The 21,637-nt window shown below is 74.7% G+C and carries 16 protein-coding genes; 10 read left to right on the forward strand and 6 right to left on the reverse strand.

Going from position 1 to position 21,637, the window contains the following annotated elements:
* Positions 1-36: 36 nt before the first annotated feature.
* The 4 genes from JOE63_RS10280 (at position 37) to JOE63_RS10295 (ending at position 4,811) form a co-directional block, all read left to right on the forward strand.
* On the forward strand, positions 37-2,871 hold the full coding sequence (locus JOE63_RS10280) for a DNA translocase FtsK (RefSeq protein WP_239576680.1): 2,835 nt from the start codon (positions 37-39) through the stop codon (positions 2,869-2,871).
* A 62-nt stretch (positions 2,872-2,933) separates the two neighbouring features.
* Positions 2,934-3,563 carry a CDP-diacylglycerol--glycerol-3-phosphate 3-phosphatidyltransferase gene (pgsA, locus tag JOE63_RS10285; RefSeq protein ID WP_087471775.1) on the forward strand — a complete coding sequence of 210 codons (630 nt, stop codon included), beginning with the start codon at positions 2,934-2,936 and terminating at the stop codon, positions 3,561-3,563.
* Positions 3,560-4,108 (forward strand): CinA family protein, encoded by a 549-nt coding sequence (locus JOE63_RS10290; RefSeq protein WP_087471776.1) that lies wholly within the window; start codon positions 3,560-3,562, stop codon positions 4,106-4,108. Before pgsA ends, JOE63_RS10290 begins: the two co-directional genes overlap by 4 nt.
* Positions 4,109-4,469: 361 nt before the next feature.
* Positions 4,470-4,811 carry a helix-turn-helix domain-containing protein gene (locus JOE63_RS10295; protein WP_047234712.1) on the forward strand — a complete coding sequence of 114 codons (342 nt, stop codon included), beginning with the start codon at positions 4,470-4,472 and terminating at the stop codon, positions 4,809-4,811.
* Between the two features lie 53 nt (positions 4,812-4,864).
* Here JOE63_RS10295 and JOE63_RS10300 read toward each other — a convergent pair whose 3' ends face one another.
* Entirely contained in the window at positions 4,865-5,704 is an 840-nt protein-coding gene (locus tag JOE63_RS10300; RefSeq protein WP_204541134.1) for a DNA-formamidopyrimidine glycosylase family protein, read from the reverse strand.
* Positions 5,705-5,772: 68 nt separating this feature from the next.
* Positions 5,773-10,860, reverse strand: coding sequence for an Lhr family helicase (locus tag JOE63_RS10305; protein WP_204541137.1), 5,088 nt, complete (start codon positions 10,858-10,860; stop codon positions 5,773-5,775).
* 194 nt (positions 10,861-11,054) lie between these two features.
* On the opposite strand from JOE63_RS10305, the gene JOE63_RS10310 reads away from it, so the two are divergent.
* The 5 genes from JOE63_RS10310 (at position 11,055) to JOE63_RS10330 (ending at position 16,296) form a co-directional block, all read left to right on the forward strand.
* Positions 11,055-11,288 carry a DUF3046 domain-containing protein gene (locus JOE63_RS10310; RefSeq protein WP_087471778.1) on the forward strand — a complete coding sequence of 78 codons (234 nt, stop codon included), beginning with the start codon at positions 11,055-11,057 and terminating at the stop codon, positions 11,286-11,288.
* A gap of 69 nt (positions 11,289-11,357) precedes the next feature.
* On the forward strand, positions 11,358-13,541 hold the full coding sequence (locus JOE63_RS10315; RefSeq protein ID WP_204541141.1) for a phage holin family protein: 2,184 nt from the start codon (positions 11,358-11,360) through the stop codon (positions 13,539-13,541).
* Positions 13,538-14,341: an MBL fold metallo-hydrolase gene (locus JOE63_RS10320; protein WP_204541144.1), complete on the forward strand. Its 804-nt coding sequence runs from the start codon at positions 13,538-13,540 to the stop codon at positions 14,339-14,341. The genes JOE63_RS10315 and JOE63_RS10320 overlap by 4 nt, the downstream gene beginning before the upstream one ends.
* Positions 14,342-14,551: 210 nt before the next feature.
* Positions 14,552-15,670 carry a recombinase RecA gene (recA, locus tag JOE63_RS10325; RefSeq protein ID WP_087471781.1) on the forward strand — a complete coding sequence of 373 codons (1,119 nt, stop codon included), beginning with the start codon at positions 14,552-14,554 and terminating at the stop codon, positions 15,668-15,670.
* 116 nt (positions 15,671-15,786) lie between these two features.
* Positions 15,787-16,296: a regulatory protein RecX gene (locus tag JOE63_RS10330; protein WP_307840026.1), complete on the forward strand. Its 510-nt coding sequence runs from the start codon at positions 15,787-15,789 to the stop codon at positions 16,294-16,296.
* Positions 16,297-16,301: 5 nt separating this feature from the next.
* Here JOE63_RS10330 and JOE63_RS10335 read toward each other — a convergent pair whose 3' ends face one another.
* From JOE63_RS10335 to JOE63_RS10350, 4 genes are all read right to left on the reverse strand, one after another.
* The gene (locus JOE63_RS10335) at positions 16,302-17,204 is read right to left on the reverse strand and encodes an amino acid ABC transporter permease (protein ID WP_087471782.1); all 903 of its coding nucleotides are present in this window, start codon (positions 17,202-17,204) and stop codon (positions 16,302-16,304) included.
* Positions 17,201-17,890 (reverse strand): amino acid ABC transporter permease, encoded by a 690-nt coding sequence (locus tag JOE63_RS10340; RefSeq protein WP_087471783.1) that lies wholly within the window; start codon positions 17,888-17,890, stop codon positions 17,201-17,203. Before JOE63_RS10340 ends, JOE63_RS10335 begins: the two co-directional genes overlap by 4 nt.
* A 99-nt stretch (positions 17,891-17,989) precedes the next feature.
* On the reverse strand, positions 17,990-18,865 hold the full coding sequence (locus tag JOE63_RS10345) for a glutamate ABC transporter substrate-binding protein (RefSeq protein WP_053371634.1): 876 nt from the start codon (positions 18,863-18,865) through the stop codon (positions 17,990-17,992).
* 101 nt (positions 18,866-18,966) lie between these two features.
* Entirely contained in the window at positions 18,967-19,785 is an 819-nt protein-coding gene (locus JOE63_RS10350) for an amino acid ABC transporter ATP-binding protein (RefSeq protein ID WP_082141369.1), read from the reverse strand.
* Between the two features lie 102 nt (positions 19,786-19,887).
* On the opposite strand from JOE63_RS10350, the gene miaB reads away from it, so the two are divergent.
* Positions 19,888-21,561: a tRNA (N6-isopentenyl adenosine(37)-C2)-methylthiotransferase MiaB gene (gene miaB, locus JOE63_RS10355; RefSeq protein WP_204541147.1), complete on the forward strand. Its 1,674-nt coding sequence runs from the start codon at positions 19,888-19,890 to the stop codon at positions 21,559-21,561.
* The last annotated feature ends 76 nt before the right edge of the window (positions 21,562-21,637 follow it).

Consider the following 21,637-nt stretch of genomic DNA (forward strand, 5'->3'; position numbering starts at 1 on the left):
GTCCGTGTCGTCCCCCGCAGGTAGGTTAGGACCACTATGGCGACCCGCACGTCCCCGCAGGCACGTCGGACCGCGAGCAACCGCACGCCAGCGCCCCGCACCTCGGCGCGCGGCGGTTCGTCCTCGGCCCGCGGCACGTCGCGCGCCGGTACGGGTCGCGGGCGGTCCACCTCCTCCGGCTCACGCCGGCCCGCCCGGCGACCTGCGTCGGGGCCGCCGTGGCCCGTCCGCGCGGTGCGGGCGGTCTGGCTCGGCGCGGCGCACGGCGTGGGAGCGCTCGTGCGCACCATCGGAAAGGGAGCAAGAGAGCTGGACCCGGCACACCGGCGCGACGGCGTCGCGTTCTTCCTCATCGGCCTCGCGGTCGTCGTCGCGGCCCGCGAGTGGTGGGGCATCCAGGGCACGTTCGGCCTGGTCGTCCACGGCGTCGTCGCGGGCACGTTCGGCCTCGCGGGCGTCGCCGTGCCCGTCCTGCTGCTCTGGCTCGCCGTGCGCATCATGCGCCACCCCGAGCGCGCCCAGGCGAACTCGCGGGTCGCGATCGGGCTGACCCTCATCGTCGTGTCGGTGTGCTCGCTCGTGCACATCTCCGAGGACCTTCCCGCCCCGCGCGACGGCTTCGAGGCCGTGCAGGACGCGGGCGGGATCGTCGGCTACCTCGCCGCGACGCCCGTGACCACGGGGCTGACGCCCTGGTTCGCGGTGCCCATCTTCCTGCTGCTCGGGTTCTTCGGGCTGCTGGTCGTCACCGCGACGCCGGTGCACCGGATCCCGAGCCGGCTGCGCGGCCTCTACGACGTGCTCACCGGCAACCACCGCGCGGACGACGCGGAGCTGGACGCCGACGGTCTCGCGCTCGCGGAGGGCGTCTCGCGCCACGACGGCTCCGACGTCCCGGCCGGTCGTCGCCCCCGCAAGCCCCGGAAGACCAAGGCGCAGCGCGCCGCGGAGGCGGCCGAGATCGAGAAGCCCGAGGGCGGCTTCTCGGGCGACGAGGCGTTCGAGACCGCGGCGTTCCTCGACTACGAGGAGGACTCCCCGCGAGGGCGCGGCAGGAAGCGCCGCGGCGACGACCCGGCGCCCGGCACCGCGCCCACCGAGGCCGTCCCCGCCGTCGGGCAGGGCACCGCCCAGGACACCGCGGCGGCCGCGATGGGTGCCGTCGCGCCCGACCCCGCCGACGGCGTGGGCAGCGTCCCGCCGCCCCCGCCGAGCAGCCCGCTGCCGCGCGGGGTGCAGCCGATGCTCGAGGGCGACACCGTCTACCTCCTGCCCAACGAGGACTCCCTGGTCAAGGGGGCGCCGCACAAGGTCCGGTCGGCGGCGAACGACCGCGTCGTGGAGGCGCTCACCCAGACGTTCGAGCAGTTCGAGGTCGACGCGAAGGTCACCGGCTTCACGCGCGGCCCGACGGTCACGCGCTACGAGGTCGAGGTCGGTCCCAAGGTCAAGGTCGAGCGCATCACGTCGCTCTCGAACAACATCGCCTACGCGGTCGCGAGCGCGGACGTGCGCATCCTCGCGCCGATCCCCGGCAAGTCGGCGATCGGCATCGAGATCCCCAACACCGACCGCGAGACGGTCGTGCTCGGCGACGTGCTGCGGTCGTCGGCGGCGCGCCGGACCGAGCACCCCATGGTCATGGGCGTGGGCAAGGACGTCGAGGGCGGCTACGTCGTCGCGAACCTCGCCAAGATGCCGCACATCCTCGTCGCGGGCGCGACGGGGGCCGGCAAGTCGAGCTTCATCAACTCCATGATCACGTCGATCCTCATGCGGTCGACGCCCGAGCAGGTGCGCCTCGTGCTCGTGGACCCGAAGCGCGTCGAGCTGACGATCTACGAGGGGATCCCGCACCTCATCACGCCCATCATCACGAACCCGAAGAAGGCCGCCGAGGCCCTCGACTGGGTCGTGCGGGAGATGGACGCGCGGTACGACGACCTCGCCGCGTTCGGGTACAAGCACATCGACGACTTCAACGCCGCCGTGCGCTCGGGCAAGGTCAAGCCGCTGCCGGGCTCCGAGCGCAAGATCGCGCCGTACCCGTACCTGCTCGTGGTCGTCGACGAGCTCGCGGACCTCATGATGGTCGCCCCGCGCGACGTCGAGGCGTCGATCCAGCGCATCACGCAGCTCGCGCGCGCCGCGGGGATCCACCTCGTGCTCGCGACGCAGCGGCCGTCGGTCGACGTCGTCACCGGCCTCATCAAGGCCAACGTGCCGTCGCGACTCGCGTTCGCGACCTCCTCGCTCGCGGACTCGCGCGTCGTGCTCGACCAGCCGGGCGCCGAGAAGCTCATCGGACAGGGTGACGCGCTGTTCCTCCCGATGGGCGCCGCGAAGCCCATGCGCGTCCAGGGCGCGTGGGTCTCGGAGTCCGAGGTGCACTCGGTCGTCGAGCACGTCAAGGGCCAGCTCAAGCCGGTCTACCGCGAGGACGTGGCCCAGTCCGTCACGAAGAAGCAGGTCGACGAGGACATCGGCGACGACCTCGACCTGCTCCTGCAGGCGACGGAGCTGGTCGTGACCTCGCAGTTCGGCTCGACGTCGATGCTCCAGCGCAAGCTGCGCGTCGGGTTCGCCAAGGCGGGTCGCCTCATGGACCTCCTCGAGTCGCGCGAGATCGTCGGCCCGTCCGAGGGGTCCAAGGCCCGCGAGGTGCTCGTGACGCCGGAGGAGCTGCCGTCCGCGCTCGCGCTGATCCGGGGCGAGCCGGCGCAGGAGGTCTTCGACGGGCAGGCTCCCGCGCCCTCCGCCGCCCCCGGTGGGAGCGCGGGGCACGACTACGGCGAGGGCACCGACGGGCACATGCCGCCGGTGGCGACGGACTACCACGACGGGGCCGACGTGGAGTCGGGCTGGCGCTGAGCCGGCGACCGCGGGGGCGGTCCGCGGACGGGGCACCCCGGGCGACCCCCTAGGCTGGTGACGTGGTCACTGCCGTCCCCTCGCCGTGGAACTCCGCGAACCTCGTCACCATGGCGAGGATCCTGCTCGTCCCGTTCTTCGCGTGGGCGCTGCTCGTCGACGGCGGGGAGTCCGTCACGTGGCGGCTGGTCGCGACCGGCATCTTCGTCCTCGCCGCGACGTCGGACCGCCTGGACGGCTACCTGGCGCGCAAGTACGACCTCGTCACGGACCTCGGCAAGCTGCTCGACCCGATCGCGGACAAGCTGCTCGTCGGCACCGCGCTGGTCCTGCTCGCGTGGCCGCTCGGCGAGCTGCCCTGGTGGGTGCCCGTGGTCGTGCTCGCGCGCGAGCTCGGCGTCACGCTCCTGCGGTTCGCGGTCCTCAAGTACGCGGTCATGCCCGCGTCCCGCGGCGGCAAGCTCAAGACGGTGCTCCAGACGGTCGCGATCACGCTCTTCCTCCTGCCGTTGGCGCACCTGCCCGCGTGGATCGGCGTCGTCGCCTGGGTGGTGCTCGCCGCCGCGATCCTCGTCACCGTCGTGACGGGGGTGGAGTACGCCTACCAGGGCTGGCGGCTGCGGCGCGACGCGATCCGCGCGGCCCGCCTCGCCGAGCGCGGGGCGACGCCGGACGCCGCGTCGGCGTCGTGACGGGGGCGGCGCGCGACGCCGGTGCGGGGGCCCCGGTCGCCCGCCCGGACGTCGTCGGGCTCCTCGCCGCGCTCGAGGCGCGCGGGTGGACCCTCGCGACCGCCGAGTCGCTCACGGGCGGCCTGCTCTCCGCGACGATCGTCGACGTCCCGGGCGCGTCGCGCGTGCTCCGCGGCGCCGTCGTCGCGTACGCGACGGACGTCAAGCGGTCGGTGCTCGGGGTCGACGGCGACCTCCTCGCCGCGCACGGAGCCGTCCACCCGGACGTCGCGCGCGAGATGGCGGAGCGGGTGCGGGAGGTGCTCGGTGCGGACGTCGGGGTCGCGACCACGGGCGTCGCGGGACCGGACCCGCAGGACGGCCAGCAGCCGGGCACGGTGTTCGTCGCCGCCAGCGGGCCGCGGGGGACGCAGGTGCGGCGGCTGCACCTCGGCGGCGAGCGCGCGACGGTCCGGGCCGGGACGGTCGCGGCGGCGATCGACCTCGCGCGCGCGGTGGCCGAGGAGCAGCCTCTCGAGGACCGGCGGGGTGAAATCCGCGGGTGAACCGCGTTCGTCAGAGATGCCTGCCGACCCCGGGCCCGCGGCGCGCGTGGAGAGGTCGTGAACGTGCCGCGGGGGGGTTCGCCGGGCGGCGGGGCGCGGGAACAAGGCCCCACGTCGGGACGTTGCACAGCACGTGATCGCCAACAGGACCGTCAACCGACCGGTGGGCCGCACGGACAACGCGCCGACGGCCGGTCCGGCACGCCGAACCGGAGACGTGAGCGGACCGCGGGCGGGGTACGGTAGGACGACCCCGTCACGCGGGGCAGTGAACAGGAAGACCGGCACGAGCAGTTCGCGCACCCCGGTGGGGGCCTCACCGGCTCCCGGGGGCGCACGGGACACGGAAGGGGGTCGCCAGATGATTGTTCTTCGACGAGAGATCGGGGACGTGCTGCGAGACGCTCGCCAGCGACAGGGGCGCACCCTGCGAGAGGTGTCCTCCGCCGCACGGGTCTCGCTGGGCTACCTCAGCGAGGTCGAGCGCGGTCAGAAGGAAGCGTCGTCGGAGCTCCTCGGCTCGATCTGCGAGGCGCTCGACATCCCGATGTCGTTGGTGCTGCGCGAGGTCAGCGACCGGGTCGCCGTCGCCGAGGGTCTGCTCATCCCGGACACGATCCCGGCAGACTTCGCGACCGCGGTCCTCGGGCGGCAGAACCCCGAGGGCACGGCACGACGAGAGGACCTGCAGCCCGTCGGCTGACGGTCCACGCCGGGGCCGCCCCGGGAGCAGGTGCCGGGCAGCGACGCTCGCGCTCACCCGCTCGCGGGCGGCGCCTGGCACGAGGGACACCAGAAGACCGGACGTTCGTACGGCGGCTCGTTCGCCGTACCTTCTGCGACAGGCGTGCCACAGACGTGGCACGCCTTTCGTGTGCGCGCGTGCACGTGGCGCACCACGCCGGCCCGGGGGTCGAACCCGTGCCGGACGGTGCGCTGCATGAGCGCTCGGGCCGTCGTGAGCACGCTGGCGAGGTCCTCGACGTCCCGGACCGGCGTCCACGGGTAGATCCGCTCCGCGAAGAGCGACTCGGCCGTGTAGATCGTGCCGATGCCGGCGACGAGGTGCTGGTCGAGCAGCGCCTCCGCGACGGGGACGCCGGTCCTCTCGCGGCCGGGTCGGTGCCGTGGTCCCGTGCCTCCCGCCGCGTCGTCCGCCCGCAGGCGCGCGACGGCCTCCGCGACACCCGCCGTGAGGAAGTCGTCGGCCAGCACGTCGGGGCCGAGCGGGCCGGTGATGGTCCGTTCGTCCGCCGAGCGCAGCACGTGGAGCATCCCGATGCGGTTGCCCACCGCCGTCCACCACTCGTTGGCGAGCACCACGCGCACGTTCGGCTCCGCGCCGCGCGCGTCCCGGGACCCCGTGCGGGCGAGGCGCCACGACCCCTCCATGCGCAGGTGCGTGTGCAACGACCGACCGTCGTCCAGCCGCGTGAACAGGTGCTTGCCGTACGGCACGTTCGCCACGACGGTCCGGCCCGTGAAGTCGACCTCAGCGGCGGTCGGCCATCGCAGCTCCGCGCGCACGAGGACCCGGCCGGCGAGCGCCTCGTCCAGGCGCGCGGACACGAGCCGCAGGATGTCACCCTCGGGCACGGCCAGCCCTCCGCGCGCTCGGGCTGCGTCCGCCGCTCCCACCGGGACGTGGCCGCGCGGGCGCCACGTCAGGCCGCCCGCAGGCCGCGGGGCGTCGGTCGGAACCCGGCGTCGAGGAGGGCCTGGACGGCGTCGTCCGCCGGGGTCGCGGTGGTCCCGGCGCCCGCGAGCGCCTCGACGCCGTCGACCCGCTGCACGACGACCTTGCCGAGCCTCCCGGCGCGGACCGCCCGGACGAGCTCGGCGCTCGCCTCGGCGAGCCGCGGGCCGTCGACGAACGAGAGGACCGACCGGCCCCCGCGTTCGACGTACAGGGCGAGGTCGCCGTCGCTCAGCACGACGACGGCCCCGGCCTTGCGCCCGGGGCGGTGCCCGCGCGACGCGTCGGTGCCGGTCGCCGCACGGGCCGGCGACGCTGCGCTGCCGGACGGCGGTCCGGCGGTCGCGGGCGCCACGGGGCTCGCCGCGGTGCCCGGCCCCGGGTCGACGGCGGACGGTCGTGCGGGCCACGGCAGCGCGGCGCCGTACGGGTTCGCGGGGTCGGTCGCGGCGAGGAGCACCGCGCCCGGCCGGGGGCCCCCGCGCGACGTGCGGTCGTCGGGCCGCAGCGGAGGCAGGGCGTCCGACCCGGTGCCCGACCCGCGGGCCGCGGCGGACTCGATCGCCCGCTCGCGGTCCTGCGCGTCGGTCCGGAGCTGGTCCACCGCGCCCGGGAGCGCGAACTGGGAGCCGCCGAGGTGCTCGACGAAGTACCCGCGCCGCGCGGCCCCCGTCGCCTCGAGCTCGCTCAGCACGCGGTAGACCGCGCGGAACGATCCCGCCACGCCCTCGGCGGGGGCGACGGCGCGCGTGAGCACCCCGTGCCGGTCGAGCAGGACGCGCGCGAGCGCGTGCGCGCGCCGGGTGGGGTCCGGCTCGCGCGGGGGCAGCGCCGACCAGCGGCCGGCACCCCCGCGCAGCGTCGTGTCCGGGGACGTCGGCGGGCGCAGCCCCGCGAACCGGCCGCGCCCCACCGGACGGGCGCGTGCGGGAGCCCGGGGGGCGCGGTGCGCACCGCCCCCGGCCCCCAGCCGGGCACGGAGCGAGCCCAGCCCGTCGTTCGTCACGTGGCCGGACCACACGAGGTCCCACAGCGCCTCGAGCGTCGGGCCGACGTCCGCCCCGGCGCGCTCGGCGAGCCGCGGGAGGAAGTAGCCGCCCGAGCCGTCGAGCAGGTCGAGGAGGGTCGCGTGCAGTCCCGATCCGGGCGCCGGACCGGGGTCCGGGAGCGTGAGCGGCGCCCACTCGGCCAGGTGGAGGCTCACGAGCCCGTCGCCGCCGCCCGAGCCGGGCAGGGGGGCGTGGCCGCACCACACGACCTCCCCGGTCGTCGTGAGCTCGTCGAGCATCGTCGGCGTGTAGTCCGTGACCCGAGACGGCAGGACCAGCGTCTCGAGCGCGGAGGCGGGCACGGCCGCCCCCGAGAGCTGCTCGACGACGCGCAGCAGGCCGTCGGACCCGCGCAGCGCTCCCAGTCCCTGCCACCGCGGCAGGAAGACGCCGAGCGTCTCGGCCGGCACCGGCTCGACCTCGGCGCGCAGCGCCGCCAGCGACCGCCGGCGCAGCACGCGCAGCACCTCGGCGTCGCACCAGTCGTCGCCCGTGCCGCCGATCGACTCGGGCCGCAGGCGCCCGCGGACGACGATCCGTGCCGCCTCGAGCCGCTCGAGCGTCTGCACCACCACCGCGACACCGAGGCCGAGGCGCGTCGCGAGGTCGCCCGCGGTGAACGGACCGTGCGTGCGCGCGTGGCGGCGCACGAGGTCGCCGAGCGGGTCGGGGACGGGCTCGGTGAACACCTCGGGGATGCCGACCGGCAGCGCGACGCCCAGCGCGTCGCGCAGGCGGCCGGCGTCCTCCACGACCGCCCACTGCACCGCCCGCTCGGGAGCGACGCCCGCCAGCCGGACGCGGATCACGCGCCGGGCCGCCTCGAGCTCGCGCACCCACGCCCCGGCGTCGGCGCGCACGTCCTCGCGCGTGCGGGCCGCGACCTCGGCGTCCGTGAGCGGCCCGACCCGCCGCAGCACGTCCCACACGTCCTCCGCGTGGCGGGCCTGGCGCTCCGGCGCGAGCGCGCCGAGCTCGGCCTCGGTGCGCTCGATCTGCGCCGGGTCGAGCAGGTCCGCGAGCTGGGCCGCGACGCCGTCCCCGCCGAGCAGCTCCGCGAGCAGGGTCGGGTCGAGCGAGAGCGCGGCAGCACGCCGCTCCGCGAGCGGGGCGTCGCCGTCGTAGAGGAACTGCGCCGTGTACCCGAACAGCAGGGACTGCGCGAAGGGCGACGGCGTCGGGGTCGTCACCTCGACGAGGCGCACGCGCCCGGCGGCGAGGTCGCGCATGAGGTCGGTGAGCGCGGCGACGTCGAAGTCGTCCTGCAAGCACTCGCGGGCGGCCTCGAGCACGATCGGGAACTCGGGGTACTGCGACGCGACCGAGAGGAGCTGGGCCGAGCGCTGGCGCTGCTGCCACAGCGGCTGGCGGCGGTCCGGGCGGCGCCGGGGGAGCAGGAGCGCGCGCGCGGCCGCCTCGCGGAACCGGGACGCGAACATGACCGACCCGCCGAGCTCGTCGCGCACCGCGTCGAGGACCTCGTCGGGGTCGAGCAGCAGGTCCTCCACCGGGACGACGGGCGCGTCGCCGCCGAGCCCGCCCGTCCCGTCGCTCGATCCTTCCAGCCACGAGTCCCCGGTGTCCGGCAGGCGCAGGACGATGCCGTCGTCCGCGTGCATCGCCGCGGCGTCGACGCCGTACCGCTCCCGCAGCCGCGCGGCGAGCACGAGCGCCCACGGCGCGTGGACCTTCGCCCCGTAGGGCGAGTGCACGACGACGCGCCAGTCGCCGAGCTCGTCGCGGAAGCGCTCGACGACGACCGTCCGGTCGTCGGGCACGCGCCCGGTCGCGTCGCGCTGCTCGCGGAGGTAGGCGAGCAGGTTGTCGCTCGCCCACGCGTCGAGCCCGGCGGAGCTCAGCCGGTCGGCCGCGGCGTCGTGGTCGTCCGCGGCGAGGGTGTCGGTCTCGCGCACCCAGGCGCCGAGCGCGCGCCCGAGCTCGGCGGGCCGGCCGGGGGAGTCGCCCTTCCAGAACGGCAGGCGCCCGGGGATGCCCGGCGCCGGGGTCACCAGCACGCGGTCGGGCGTGATGTCCTCGATGCGCCACGTGCTCGACCCGAGCGTGAAGGTGTCGCCGACCCGCGACTCGTACACCATCTCCTCGTCGAGCTCGCCGACGCGCTTCCCGCCGCGTGGCGCCCGGCCGCCCGCGGTGTCCGGGTCTCCGGCGACGGTCCCGGTTCCGGAGTCCGTCGCGAGGAAGACGCCGTACATCCCGCGGTCGGGGATCGTCCCGCCGCTCGTCGCTGCCAGGCGCAGCGCGCCCGGGCGCCCCGTGATCCGGCCCGACGCGCGGTCCCACACGATGCGTGCGCGCAGCTCGCCGAAGTCCTCGCTCGGGTAGCGTCCGGCCAGCATGTCGAGCACCGCGTGCAGCGGCGCGTCGCCCAGGTGGGCGTAGGGCGCGCTGCGCCGCACGACGGTGGCGAGCTCGGCGACGGTCCACTCGTCGACCGCGACCATGGCCACGACCTGCTGCGCGAGCACGTCGAGCGGGTTCGCGAGCACGTGCAGCTCCTCGATGCCCCCGGTGCGCATGCGCTCGGCCACGACGGCCGACGGCACGAGGTCGCCCCGGTGCGTGGGGAACACGACGCCGTGCGAGACGGCGCCCACCTGGTGCCCCGCGCGCCCGATGCGCTGGAGCCCGGACGCGACCGACGGCGGGGCGCCGACCTGCACGACGAGGTCGACCGCGCCCATGTCGATGCCGAGCTCGAGGCTCGACGTCGCGACGACCGCGGGCAGGCGGCCGTCCTTGAGCTCGGTCTCCGTGCGCGTGCGCTCCGCGCGGCTCATCGACCCGTGGTGGGCACGCGCGATGACGGGCTCGGCGCCGGAGCTCGCGCCCGACTGCGCCTGCACCTGGGCCGCGGTGATCGTGCCCGGGTCGAGCACGTCCTCGCCCTGGCGCTCCGCCCACACCTCGTTCATGCGCGCCGTGAGCCGTTCGGCGCCGCGTCGCGAGTTGGTGAAGACGAGCGTGGAGCGGTGGTCGGCGACCAGGTCGACGACGCGCTCCTCGACGTGCGGCCACACCGACGGCCGCGGAGGGCGCACGTCCGGCGCCCCGGTGGGTCGCGAGGTCGCCGGTCCAGACAGGTCGGGCTCGCCCGGGGGCAGGGGCGGGAGGTCGTCGAGCCCCGTCCCCGGTGCCGTGCCACCACCACCCGGGCGCGCCGCCGTCCGTCGCGAGGTGTCGGGCACGAGGGCCGCAGAGCCGAGGTCCGCGAGGTCGGGGACGGGCACCACGACGTCGACCTCGATGCGCTTGCTCGCGGGCGGCTGCACGACGACCACCTCGCGACCGGCCTCCGCCTCCGGGCGGTGGCCGCCGAGGAACGTCGCGACGGCCTCGACGGGCCGGACCGTCGCCGACAGCCCGACGCGCTGCGCCGGCGGGCGGTCCTGCGCCTCGAGGAAGGCGTCGAGCCGCTCGAGGGACACCGCGAGGTGCGCGCCGCGCTTGGTCCCGGCCACCGCGTGGATCTCGTCGACGATCACGGTCTCGACGCCCGCGAGCCCGGCGCGCGCCTGCGACGTGAGCACGAGGAAGAGCGACTCGGGCGTCGTGATGAGGATGTCCGGCGGGTGCGTCGCGAGGCGGCGGCGCTCGCTCGTGGGGGTGTCGCCCGTACGGGTGCCGACGACGACGTCCGGCACCTCGAGCCCCAGGCGCACCGCCGCCTGGCGGATGCCCGCGAGCGGCGACCGGAGGTTGCGCTCGACGTCCGCCGCGAGCGCCTTGAGCGGCGAGACGTACACGACGCGGCAGCGCTGCCCACGCGCGACCTCCTCGCCGGACGCCGGCGCGGCCATGATCCGGTCCAGCGACCACAGGAACGCCGCGAGCGTCTTGCCCGACCCGGTCGGGGCGACGACGAGCGCGTGCCGGTCGCTCGACACCGCGTCCCACGCCCCCGCCTGCGCGGCGGTCGGGGCGTCGAACGCGCCCGAGAACCAGGCGCGCGTGGGCGCGGCGAAGCGCGCGAGCGGGTCCACGGTCACCCGCCCATTGTGGTCGTGCCCACCCACACGCGCCGCGCGACGCGAGGCAGACGCGCCGCCCGTGCGACGGAAGCCGTCCGAGCGCTGCGTCGGCGGGCGAGCGATGCGTCCCGGGACGCATCGCTCGCGCACGGCCGCAGCGCCCGCCAGGTGGAGGGGACGGGACGGCCGTCCGTCCGTGGGAGGCTGGTGCCGTGCGCTACCGCGAGTTCTCCGAGCTGGTCGACGAGGTGTTCGGCGCGTCCCTGGGGCGCGCCTACGTCCGCGAGCAGGTGCTGTCCGCGCTCGACGACCGGACCGCCGCCCAGGCCCTCGAGGACGGTGTCGAGCCGCGCGTCGTCTGGCACGCCCTGTGCGACGCCCTCGACGTGCCCGACGCGCGGCGCTGGGGCCACGATGACCACCGCCAGGCCCCGCCGCGCCGCTGACCCGGTCCGCGCCCGCCGGCCGGCGACGGCCGAGGGGCGCGACGGGCCGCGCGCCGCGATGATGGCCGCATGAGCGCTCCCGCCCGAGGCCGTGCCGCGGTCCGCGTGACCGCGGCCGACGTGCGCGGAGCGGCCTGGTCGCTCGTCTCGACGACGGTCGGCCTCGGGCTCGCGATCTGGTTCGTGCCCGGGGTCGAGGTCACCAACCCGTGGTCGCTCGTCCTCGCGGCGCTCGCGGTCGGCCTGGGCGACGTGCTCCTGCGCCCCGTGCTCCGACGGCTCGCGCACCGGTTCGGCGTGGTCGGTGCGCTCGTGTCCGGCGTGGTGGCGCAGCTCGCGGTCGCGTGGGCCGCCCTCACGTACCTGCCGGGGTTCCGGAGCGGCTCGTGGGTGGACGTGCTCGCGGTCCTCGTGCTCGCGGCCGTCCTCATGGCGCTCGGACGCTGGGTGGTCGGTGCGAGCGACAACGAGTACGTCCTGGGCGACCTGCTCCGGCGGGCGCGCCGGCAGGCCGGCTTGCCGCGGAGCGACGCGCGGACGGCGGGTGCGACCACGCCCCCGGCGGGCCTGCTCGTCGTCCTGCTCGACGGCGTCGCGCGCCCCACGCTCGACTACGCGCTCCAGGCGGGGCTGACCCCGACGCTCGCGCGCTGGCTCGGGGACGGGAGCCACCGCCTGACGACCTGGTGGGCGCGCGTGCCCGCGACGACACCGGCCTCGACGATCGGCCTCCTGCACGGCTCGACCGAGCACGTGCCCGCGTTCCGCTGGTGGTCGCGCGCCCTCGGGCGGCTCGTCGTGACGAACCGCCCCGCCGACGCGGCGGCGGTCGAGGCGCGCACGAGCGACGGCTCCGGGCTCCTCGCGGGCGGGGGCGTCGCCGTCTCCACGATGTTCTCCGGAGACGCGGCGACGAGCCTGCTCGTCATGAGCCGTGCGCGCGAGGGCCTCGGGCCGGGGCAGATGTTCGTGCACTTCTTCGCGAGCCCGTTCGTGCTCGTCCGGGCCGTCGTCGTGGCGCTCGGCGAGCTCGTCAAGGAGCTGTACCAGGGGTGGCAGCAGGCCGTGCGCGGCGTCGAGCCCCGCGTCTCGCGCCTCGGCTGGTACCCGGTGCTGCGCGCGGTGACGAACGTCGTGCTGCGCGACCTCAACACGACGCTCGTCGCGGAACAGCTCGTGCGCGGGGCGCCGGTCGTGTGCGTCGACCTCGTCGACTACGACGAGATCGCCCACCACGCCGGGCCGCTGCGCCCCGAGTCGCTGCGCGCGCTCGAAGGGCTCGACCGCGTCGTCGGCCTCTGGGAGCAGGTCGCCGCGGTGGCCCCGCGCCGCTACGACGTCGTCGTGCTCTCGGACCACGGGCAGTCCCTCGGGTCCACGTTCGAGCAGGTCGAGGGTCGGTCCTTCCTCGACGAGGTCCGCCGGCTGATGGAGCTCCGGCCCGGCCCGCACGACGGGCCGCGCCCGGGCGAGGGCGCCGCACGCGGCGAGGGGCGCCGTCGGGCCACCGCCCCGGACAGCGAGGCCTGGGGCCCGACCAACACCGCCCTCAACGCCCTGCGGCCGACGGCGCCGGACGCCGCCCCGGAGGGCGCGGGCCGCATGCTGGTCGGCCCGGACCGCTCGGAGCGACGTGGCGGACCCGAGACCGCCGCGCCGCCCGAGCTCCCGGAGGTCGCCGTCGTCGGGTCCGGCAACCTGGGCATGGTGTGGTTCCCGCGCGAGCCGCGGCGGCTCACGGGGGACGAGGTCCGCGACCGGTGGCCGGGGCTGCTCCCGGGGCTCGTCGCCAACCCCGCGGTCGGTGTCGTCGTCGAGCGCGGGGCCGGTGGGGAGCCCCGGGCGCACGGGCGCGGCGGCTCGCGCGACCTGCGCACCGGGGAGGTCGTGGGGGAGGACCCGCTCGCGGGCTACGGGTCCCGCGCGGCGGCGGACCTGCTGCGCGTGGCGGGCCTCGAGGACGCGGGGGACCTCGTGCTCGTCTCGCGCGTGGACGAGGTCGGGATGGTGCACGCGTTCGAGGGGCTGGTCGGGTCGCACGGCGGCCTCGGCGGGGCCCAGAACGAGGCGGTCCTGCTGCATCCTGCGCACCTGGTGCTGCCCGACGACGAGCTCGAGGACGTGGACGGCGCGCGGATGCTCGTCGGGGCCGAGGCGGTCCACCGGCGCCTCGTCGCCTGGCTCGGCGACCTCGGCCTGCGACCCGCTGCGCCCGCGGCGGAGGGGGCTCGGCGGCGGGAGGGGGAGCCGTGAGTGTCCGTGTGACGTGGCTCGGCCACTCGAGCGTCGTCCTCGACGTGCCGTCCGGTCGCTCCGGCGTGCCGGGCGTGCGCCTCGTCACCGACCCGCTCCTGCACCGGCACGCCGGGATGCTGCGGCGGCGCGGGGAGCGGCCCGCCGCGGTGTGGCAGGACAGCGACGCCGTCCTGCTGTCCCACCTGCACCACGACCACGCCGAGCTGCGCTCGCTGCGCCTCCTCGGCGACGTGCCCGTGCTCACGGCTCCGGCGAACGCGCGGTGGCTGCGCGCCCGGGGCCTGCGCGGGGTCGGTCTCGACGACGCGTGGCACGCGGTCGGCCCGGCCGCGGCGGGGGTCGAGGTGCGCCTCGTGACGGCGGTGCACGGGCACCGGCCGATGCCGCACCGGCCCAACGCGGCGAACGGGCACCTCGTGCGGTCGGACGGTCCGGGCGGAGTGCGGGTGTGGGTGGTCGGGGACACCGAGCACTATCCGGACATGGTCCACCTGCCGGCGCTCGCGGGCGGTCCGGTGGACGTCGCGCTCGTGCCGGTCGGCGGGTGGGGGCCGCGGCTCTCGGGCGGGCACCTCGGCCCGGTGCAGGCGGCACGGGTGTGCGCCGAGGTGGGCGTGGGCGTCGCGATCCCGGTGCACTGGGGCACGCTCCACGCGCCGGGCGGGCGGCACCTCCCGCGCGGCTGGATGGACCACGCGGGGGCGGCGTTCGAGGCGGCGGCGCAGCGCGAGGCCCCCGGGACGCGCGTCGTGGTCCTGCGCCCGGGGCGGTCGTGGTCGTCGTCGGACGACGCGTGAGCGGTGCGGTCGTGACACGCCGAGGTGCGCGTCCCGGGATCGAACACGTGTTCGGCTAGAGTTGTGCACAGGGCGCGCTCCGGCGGGTCCAGGACGCCGGTCCGGCACGACGATCCACAGGCTCGAGGGTCGCCGGAGCCGCGTGTCGGTGGCTGCCCGTAGCGTCGGGCCACAACGAACAGATGAACGTCGAACCGAAGGTGGACTGACATGCCCGCACCCGCAGACCGCGAGAAGGCGCTCGAGGCAGCCCTCGCCCAGATCGACCGGAGCTTCGGCAAGGGCTCCGTGATGCGCCTCGGCGAGGAGGGCCGCGCCCCCGTCGAGGTCATCCCCACGGGCTCCATCGCGCTCGACATCGCGCTCGGCATCGGCGGCCTGCCGCGCGGGCGCGTCATCGAGGTGTACGGCCCGGAGTCCTCCGGCAAGACCACCGTCGCGCTGCACGCCGTGGCGAGCGCCCAGCGCGCCGGAGGCATCGCGGCGTTCATCGACGCCGAGCACGCGCTCGACCCCGAGTACGCCAAGAAGCTCGGCGTGGACACGGACGCGCTCCTGGTCTCCCAGCCGGACACCGGCGAGCAGGCGCTCGAGATCACGGACATGCTCATCCGCTCGGGCGCGCTCGACATCATCGTCATCGACTCCGTCGCGGCCCTCGTGCCCAAGGCGGAGATCGAGGGCGAGATGGGCGACAGCCACGTCGGTCTCCAGGCCCGCCTCATGTCGCAGGCGCTGCGCAAGATCACCGGTGCGCTCAGCGCGTCCGGGACCACCGCGATCTTCATCAACCAGCTCCGCGAGAAGATCGGCGTGTTCTTCGGCTCGCCCGAGACGACGACCGGCGGCAAGGCGCTGAAGTTCTACGCGTCCGTCCGCCTGGACATCCGCCGCATCGAGACCCTCAAGGAGGGCACCGACGCCGTCGGCAACCGGACCCGCGTCAAGGTCGTCAAGAACAAGATGGCGCCGCCGTTCAAGCAGGCCGAGTTCGACATCCTCTACGGGGTCGGCATCTCCCGCGAGGGTGGCCTCATCGACATGGGCGTGGAGCACGGGTTCGTGCGCAAGTCCGGGTCGTGGTTCACCTACGGCGGCGACCAGCTCGGGCAGGGCAAGGAGAACGCGCGCTCGTTCCTGCGCGACAACCCCGACCTCGCGAACGAGCTCGAGAAGAAGATCAAGGAGAAGCTCGGCGTCGGGGCCAAGGTCGACGCACCGGCCGACCCGGCCGTGGGCGTGACGGTCCCGGCCGACGCCGCTCCGGCCGCTCCCGCCGCGACGAAGGCCCCGGCCGCGGCCGCCAAGGGGAAGAAGTCACCGTTCTGATCGAGGAGCGGGACGGGGACGAGGGCGTCGAGGCCGTCGACCCGCCCGACGAGGACGACGGGCGCCGTGCCGGCCGCAAGGCCGGGCGGCGCCCGCGCCCGACCCTGCACGAGCTCGTGGAGCGCGGCGAGATCAGCGACGCCGACCTTGCCGAGCGCGCGCGGGAGACGGTGCTGCGCATCCTCACGGCCGCGCCGAAGAGTCGCGCGGAGCTCGCGCAGTCGCTCGCGCGCAAGGGTTACCCCGAGCACGTCGTGCTGCCGATCCTCGACCGGTTCGAGGAGGTCGGCCTCGTCGACGACGCGCAGTACGCCGAGATGATCGTCCGCACCCGGCACGCCGAGCGCGGGCTGTCACGCCGCGCGATCTCCACCGAGCTGCGGCGACGCGGCATCGACGGCGAGGTCGGCGCCGCGGCGCTCGAGCAGGTCGACGACGACTCCGAGGCCGACGCGGCCCTGGATCTCGCCCGCACGCGCCTCGCCCGCACGCGTGGCCTCGACCGCGACGTACGGGTACGCAGGACCGTCGGCGCGCTCGCCCGCAAGGGCTACAGCCCGTCGCTGGCGTTCGAGATCGTCCAGCGAGAGCTCGATGCCGAGGCGGCAGGCTCCGTGCTCGACTGAGGGCGTCAGCGGGTGACGGAGACCGCGGGCGCGTCCTCGGTCGGACCGCCCGCGACGACCGTGGGGTTGCCGATCCCCGGGCCGGCGGCGGTCGCGCCCGCGGTGCGACCGCTGAGGAAGCGGGAGAGCCAGCGGGCCACGAGGGTCAGCAGCCAGTTGATGACGATGAAGATCACGGCGGCGAGCACGAGCGACTGCAGGATGTTGCCGTTGCCCACGCCGTAGAGCTGCGCGGCCCGCAGGAGCTCGTTGTACGTGATGATCTGCCCGAGCGCGGAGTCCTTGAGGACGACGACGAGCTGCGAGACGAGCGCGGGGAGCATCGCGATGAGCGCCTGGGGGAGCTGGACCGAGCGCAGCGTCTGGCCCTGGGTGAGCCCGATCGCGAGCCCGGCCTCACCCTGGCCCTTCGGGAGGTTCCCGACGCCCGAGCGGACGAGCTCGGCGATGACCGAGCCGTTGTAGAGCACGAGCGCGAAGACCACGGCGAGGAACGGGGCGTCGTCGACGTTGTTGAAGCCCAGGAGCAGCCAGAAGAAGATCATCATGAGCAGCACGGGCACGGCCCGGAAGAACTCGACGACGATCCCGCACACGGTCCGCACCGCGCGCAGGTGCGACAGCCGGCCGGTGCCGAACAGGAGCCCGAACGCGAGCGCGCCGACGATGCCGAACGCGGCGGCGCGCAGCGTGTTCTGCAGGCCGGGGATGAAGTAGTACTGCCACGCGTCAGCGGTGAACAGCGACGACCACAGCTCGGGGGCGAGCTGGCCCTTGTTGCCCAGCGCGACGAGCACGAGCGCGGCGATACCGAGGACCACGATCGCGCCCACGATGTTGCCCAGCAGGATCGCGCGGCGCGCGCGGGGGCCGGGAGCGTCGAAGAGGACGGACTGCTGGGTGCTCATCGGCGGACCGCCAGTCGGTTCGAGAGGGACGTGGTGAGCAGGCCGATGGGGATGACGAGGATGACGTAGCCGATCGCGAACGTCAGGAAGATCCCGTAGATGTAGTTCGAGTTGAACTCGATCATGGTCTTCATGAGGCTCGAGGTCTCGGTCGTCACGCTCGCCGCCGCCGCGACGGTGGAGTTCTTCAGCAGCGCGATGAGCGTGTTGCCGAGGGGCGCGACGGCGCCGCGGAACGCCTGCGGGAGGATGATGAGGCGCGCGGCGGGCAGGAACGACAGGCCGATCGCCCGCGCCGCCTCGGCCTGGCCGAGCGGCACCGTGTTCACGCCGGCCCGGATCGACTCGCACACGAACGCGGCGTGGTAGATCGAGAGGCCCACGACGGCGAGCCGGAAGAAGTTCGCCGCGAAGTCGGGGGCGAGCGTGACGTTGAGCTGTCCCCACAGGCCCAGCACCATGAACGTCATGATGATCGTCAGCGGCGTGTTGCGGAACACGTTGACGTACGCGGTCCCCGCCCAGCGCAGGCTCGGGACGGGGGAGATCCGCATGAGCGCGAGCGCCGTGCCGAGCACGAGCGAGAGGATCGCGGCCCAGAACGTCAGCTGGATGTTGACCCAGAACGCGCCGAGCACGTCGTACTCCCGGGCGAGCGCCCAGGTCTGCGACAGGTAGTCACCCACGGTTGGTGGTCCTCCGGGAGGGTACGTGCCGGGCCGGGTCGACGGCCCGGCGGCCGGGGGAGCAGCGCACCGGTGCGCGGCTCCCCCGACCGTGGACGGTCAGGCGCAGGGGTCGACCGTCGGCGGGTTCTCGCTGGCGTTGGGCGTGTACCCGGTGCCCTCGGTGTTCTTGGTGACGAACTCCTCCCAGGAGCCGTCCTCGATCATCTTCTCGATCGCGGCGTTGACGTCCTCGCAGACGTCGTTGTCCTGCGGGAGGCCGACGCCGTAGCGCTCGGTCGAGAACGGCGCCCCGACGACCTTGACCTTGCCCTTGTTGGCCGGCTGGGCCGCGAGGCCGGCGAGGATGATGTCGTCGGTCGTGACGGCGTCGACCTGGCCGGCGGTGAGCGCGGTGACGCACTCGGCGTACCCGGGGCGCTCGAGGAGCTGCACGCCCGCGGCGTACTCGTCCTTGATGCGCTGCGCGGACGTCGAGCCCGTGACGGAGCACAGGTTCTTGCCCTCGAGCGACTCCGGCCCCGTGATGTCCGTGTTGTCCTCGGCGACGAGCAGGTCCTGCCCGGCGACGAAGTACGGTCCGGCGAACGCGACCGTCTCCTTGCGCGTGTCGGTGATGGAGTAGGTCGCGAAGATCATGTCGACCTGACCGGTCTGGAGCATCGTCTCGCGCTGGGCGGACGGTGCCTCGACCCACTCGATCTGGTCCTCGCCGTACCCGAGCTCGCCCGCCACGTACGTGGCGACGTCGACGTCGAAGCCCGTGTAGGTGGAGCCGTCCTGGTACCCGAGACCCGGCTGGTCGAACTTGATGCCGATCTTGATCGAGCCCTCGGCGCCGCCGCCGGTGTCGCCCGAGTCGGTGGCTCCGTCGGTCGCGGTGTCCTCGCCGCCGACCTCGCCGCCGCCGCACGCCGCGAGCGTGAGCGCGGTGAGAGCGGCCAGCACGGCAGCACCTGCGTGTCGTGTGCGCATCGTTCCTACCCTTCGTGAGTGGTGGCCGCCCGTCGAAGGTGTGCCTCGACGGTCGACCGGGTTCTGGGGCTGTCGGGCCGGGCCTAGGCGCCCGGCGGGCTTCAGTGGGTGAGGATCTTCGAGAGGAAGTCCTTGGCGCGGTCGCTCTTGGGCGCCGTGAAGAACTCCTCGGGGTGGGCCTCCTCGACGATCTGGCCGTCGGCCATGAAGACGACCCGGTTCGCGGCCTTGCGGGCGAAGCCCATCTCGTGCGTGACGACGATCATCGTCATGCCCTCCTTGGCGAGGGCGACCATGACGTCGAGGACCTCGTTGATCATCTCGGGGTCGAGCGCCGAGGTGGGCTCGTCGAAGAGCATGACCTTGGGCTGCATCGCGAGCGCGCGGGCGATGGCGACGCGCTGCTGCTGGCCGCCGGAGAGCTGGGCGGGCATCTTCTGCGCCTGGTTCATCACGCCGACGCGGTCGAGCAGCGCGAGCGCGCGGTCCTTCGCGACCTTCCCCTTCTCACGCCGCACCTTGACGGGGCCGAGCGTGACGTTGTCGAGGATCGTCTTGTGCGCGAAGAGGTTGAAGGACTGGAAGACCATGCCGACGTCGGAACGCAGGCGGGCGAGCTCCTTGCCCTCCTCGGGCAGGGGCTGCCCGTCGACGCGGATCTCCCCGGAGTCGATCGTCTCCAGCCGGTTGATCGCGCGGCACAGCGTCGACTTGCCCGAACCCGACGGGCCGATGACGACGAGCACCTCACCGCGCCGGACCGTCAGGTTGATGTCCCGCAGCACGTGCAGGTCCCCGAAGTGCTTGTTGACGTCGCGCAGCTCGACGAGCGGCTCACCGAGGACCTGCTCGGCGGGGAGGGGCTGAGCGTCCTGCGCGCTGCGCTGCGCGTCGGACGGCGAAGAGGTTTCGTCGGCCATTCCTGGACACTATGTCCCTTCTGTTGCGCGGTGCCACCTCATCCGGCAACAGTCGGGCAACAGTTCCGTAACACGGCACCCGGCGCCGTACCCTGGACGGTGATGTCCACGATCGCCCCCGCCCCCGTCCCGGCCGCACTCGCACCCCGCGCCACCCCTGGTGCGCCGGTCGACGACGCGCACCCGCGCACCTACGTCGTCCGCACGCTCGGCTGCCAGATGAACGTCCACGACTCCGAGCACATGGCCGGGATGCTGGAGGAGGCGGGCTACACGCGCGCGAGCGCGGACGACGAGGCCGCGAACCGCGCCGACGTCGTCGTCATCAACACGTGCGCCGTGCGGGAGAACGCCGCGACGCGCCTCTACGGGAACCTCGGCCAGCTCGCCTCGGTGAAGGCCGCGCGGCCCGGGATGCAGATCGCCGTCGGCGGCTGCCTCGCGCAGAAGGACCGCGGCACGATCGTCGAGAAGGCGCCGTGGGTCGACGTCGTCTTCGGCACGCACAACCTCGACGCGCTGCCCGTGCTGCTCGAGCGCGCACGCCACAACGAGGCCGCGCAGGTGGAGATCGCCGAGTCGCTGCAGGTGTTCCCGTCCACGCTGCCGACGAAGCGCGAGTCGGTCTACGCCGGCTGGGTGTCGATCAGCGTCGGCTGCAACAACACGTGCACGTTCTGCATCGTGCCGCACCTGCGCGGCAAGGAGCGCGACCGGCGCCCGGGCGAGGTCCTCGCCGAGGTCGGGGCGCTCGTCGAGGCCGGAGCCATCGAGGTCACCCTGCTCGGCCAGAACGTCAACAGCTACGGCGTCGAGTTCGGCGACCGCGGCGCGTTCGCCAAGCTCCTGCGCGCGTGCGGGACGATCGACGGCCTCGAGCGCGTCCGGTTCACGTCGCCGCACCCCGCCGCGTTCACCGACGACGTCATCGCGGCCATGGCCGAGACGCCGAACGTCATGCCCCAGCTCCACATGCCGCTCCAGTCGGGCTCCGACCGGATCCTGCGTGCCATGCGCCGCTCCTACCGCTCCGAGCGGTTCCTCGGGATCCTCGACCGGGTGCGGGCCGTCATGCCCGACGCCGCGATCACCACCGACATCATCGTGGGTTTCCCGGGGGAGACCGAGGAGGACTTCGCGGAGACGATGCGCGTCGTCGAGGCCTCGCGCTTCTCCTCGGCCTTCATGTTCCAGTACTCGCCCCGCCCCGGGACGCCGGCCGCGACCATGGACGAGCAGCTCCCCAAGGAGGTCGTCCAGGAGCGCTTCGAGCGGCTCCAGGCGCTCCAGGAGCGCATCGCCGGCGAGGAGTCCGCACGCCAGGTGGGCCGGACGATCGACGTCCTCGTCGGCGAGGGTGCCGGGCGCAAGGACGGCGCGACGCACCGGGTGACCGGCCGCGCCCCCGACAACAGGCTCGTGCACCTCGCGCTCCCCGCGGACGTCGTCCCCACGGCGTCCGACGACGCCGCGACCTCGTCCGGCGCGACGCCGTGGTCCACGGACCCGCGCCTCGCGGACGACCTCGACCCCCGCCTGCCGCGACCGGGCGACGTCGTCACGGTCGGGGTCACGCGCTCCGCGCCCCACCACCTCATCGCCGACTCGGCGGTCGCGGGCGGCACGTTCGCCGTGCGGCGCACCCGCTCCGGCGACGCGTGGGCGCAGCGCGAGCGCGCCCGCCTGGGAGGTGCCGACGACGACCACGGCCACGGTCACGGCGGCGGCGCCGCGTCCGGCCCCGTCGCCCTGGGCCTCCCCACGCTCCGCGCCTGAGCCGCCGATCCCGCCGGCGGACCCGGCCCCGCGTGCCCGGACGCGCGTTCCGGGCCGCGCACGCCCTGCCGTGCGT

The organism is Cellulosimicrobium cellulans (assembly GCF_016907755.1).
In the GTDB taxonomy this organism is placed as follows: domain Bacteria; phylum Actinomycetota; class Actinomycetes; order Actinomycetales; family Cellulomonadaceae; genus Cellulosimicrobium; species Cellulosimicrobium cellulans_D.

What these genes read in the sequence shown, in the direction of transcription:
- JOE63_RS10280 (WP_239576680.1), top strand. Translation starts at nt 37, where the DNA reads ATGGCGACCCGCACGTCCCCGCAGGCACGTCGGACCGCGAGCAACCGC.
- JOE63_RS10295 (WP_047234712.1), top strand. Translation starts at nt 4,470, where the DNA reads ATGATTGTTCTTCGACGAGAGATCGGGGACGTGCTGCGAGACGCTCGC.
- JOE63_RS10315 (WP_204541141.1), top strand. Translation starts at nt 11,358, where the DNA reads ATGAGCGCTCCCGCCCGAGGCCGTGCCGCGGTCCGCGTGACCGCGGCC.
- recA (WP_087471781.1), top strand. Translation starts at nt 14,552, where the DNA reads ATGCCCGCACCCGCAGACCGCGAGAAGGCGCTCGAGGCAGCCCTCGCC.
- JOE63_RS10335 (WP_087471782.1), bottom strand. Translation starts at nt 17,204, where the DNA reads ATGAGCACCCAGCAGTCCGTCCTCTTCGACGCTCCCGGCCCCCGCGCG.
- JOE63_RS10345 (WP_053371634.1), bottom strand. Translation starts at nt 18,865, where the DNA reads ATGCGCACACGACACGCAGGTGCTGCCGTGCTGGCCGCTCTCACCGCG.
- JOE63_RS10350 (WP_082141369.1), bottom strand. Translation starts at nt 19,785, where the DNA reads ATGGCCGACGAAACCTCTTCGCCGTCCGACGCGCAGCGCAGCGCGCAG.
- miaB (WP_204541147.1), top strand. Translation starts at nt 19,888, where the DNA reads ATGTCCACGATCGCCCCCGCCCCCGTCCCGGCCGCACTCGCACCCCGC.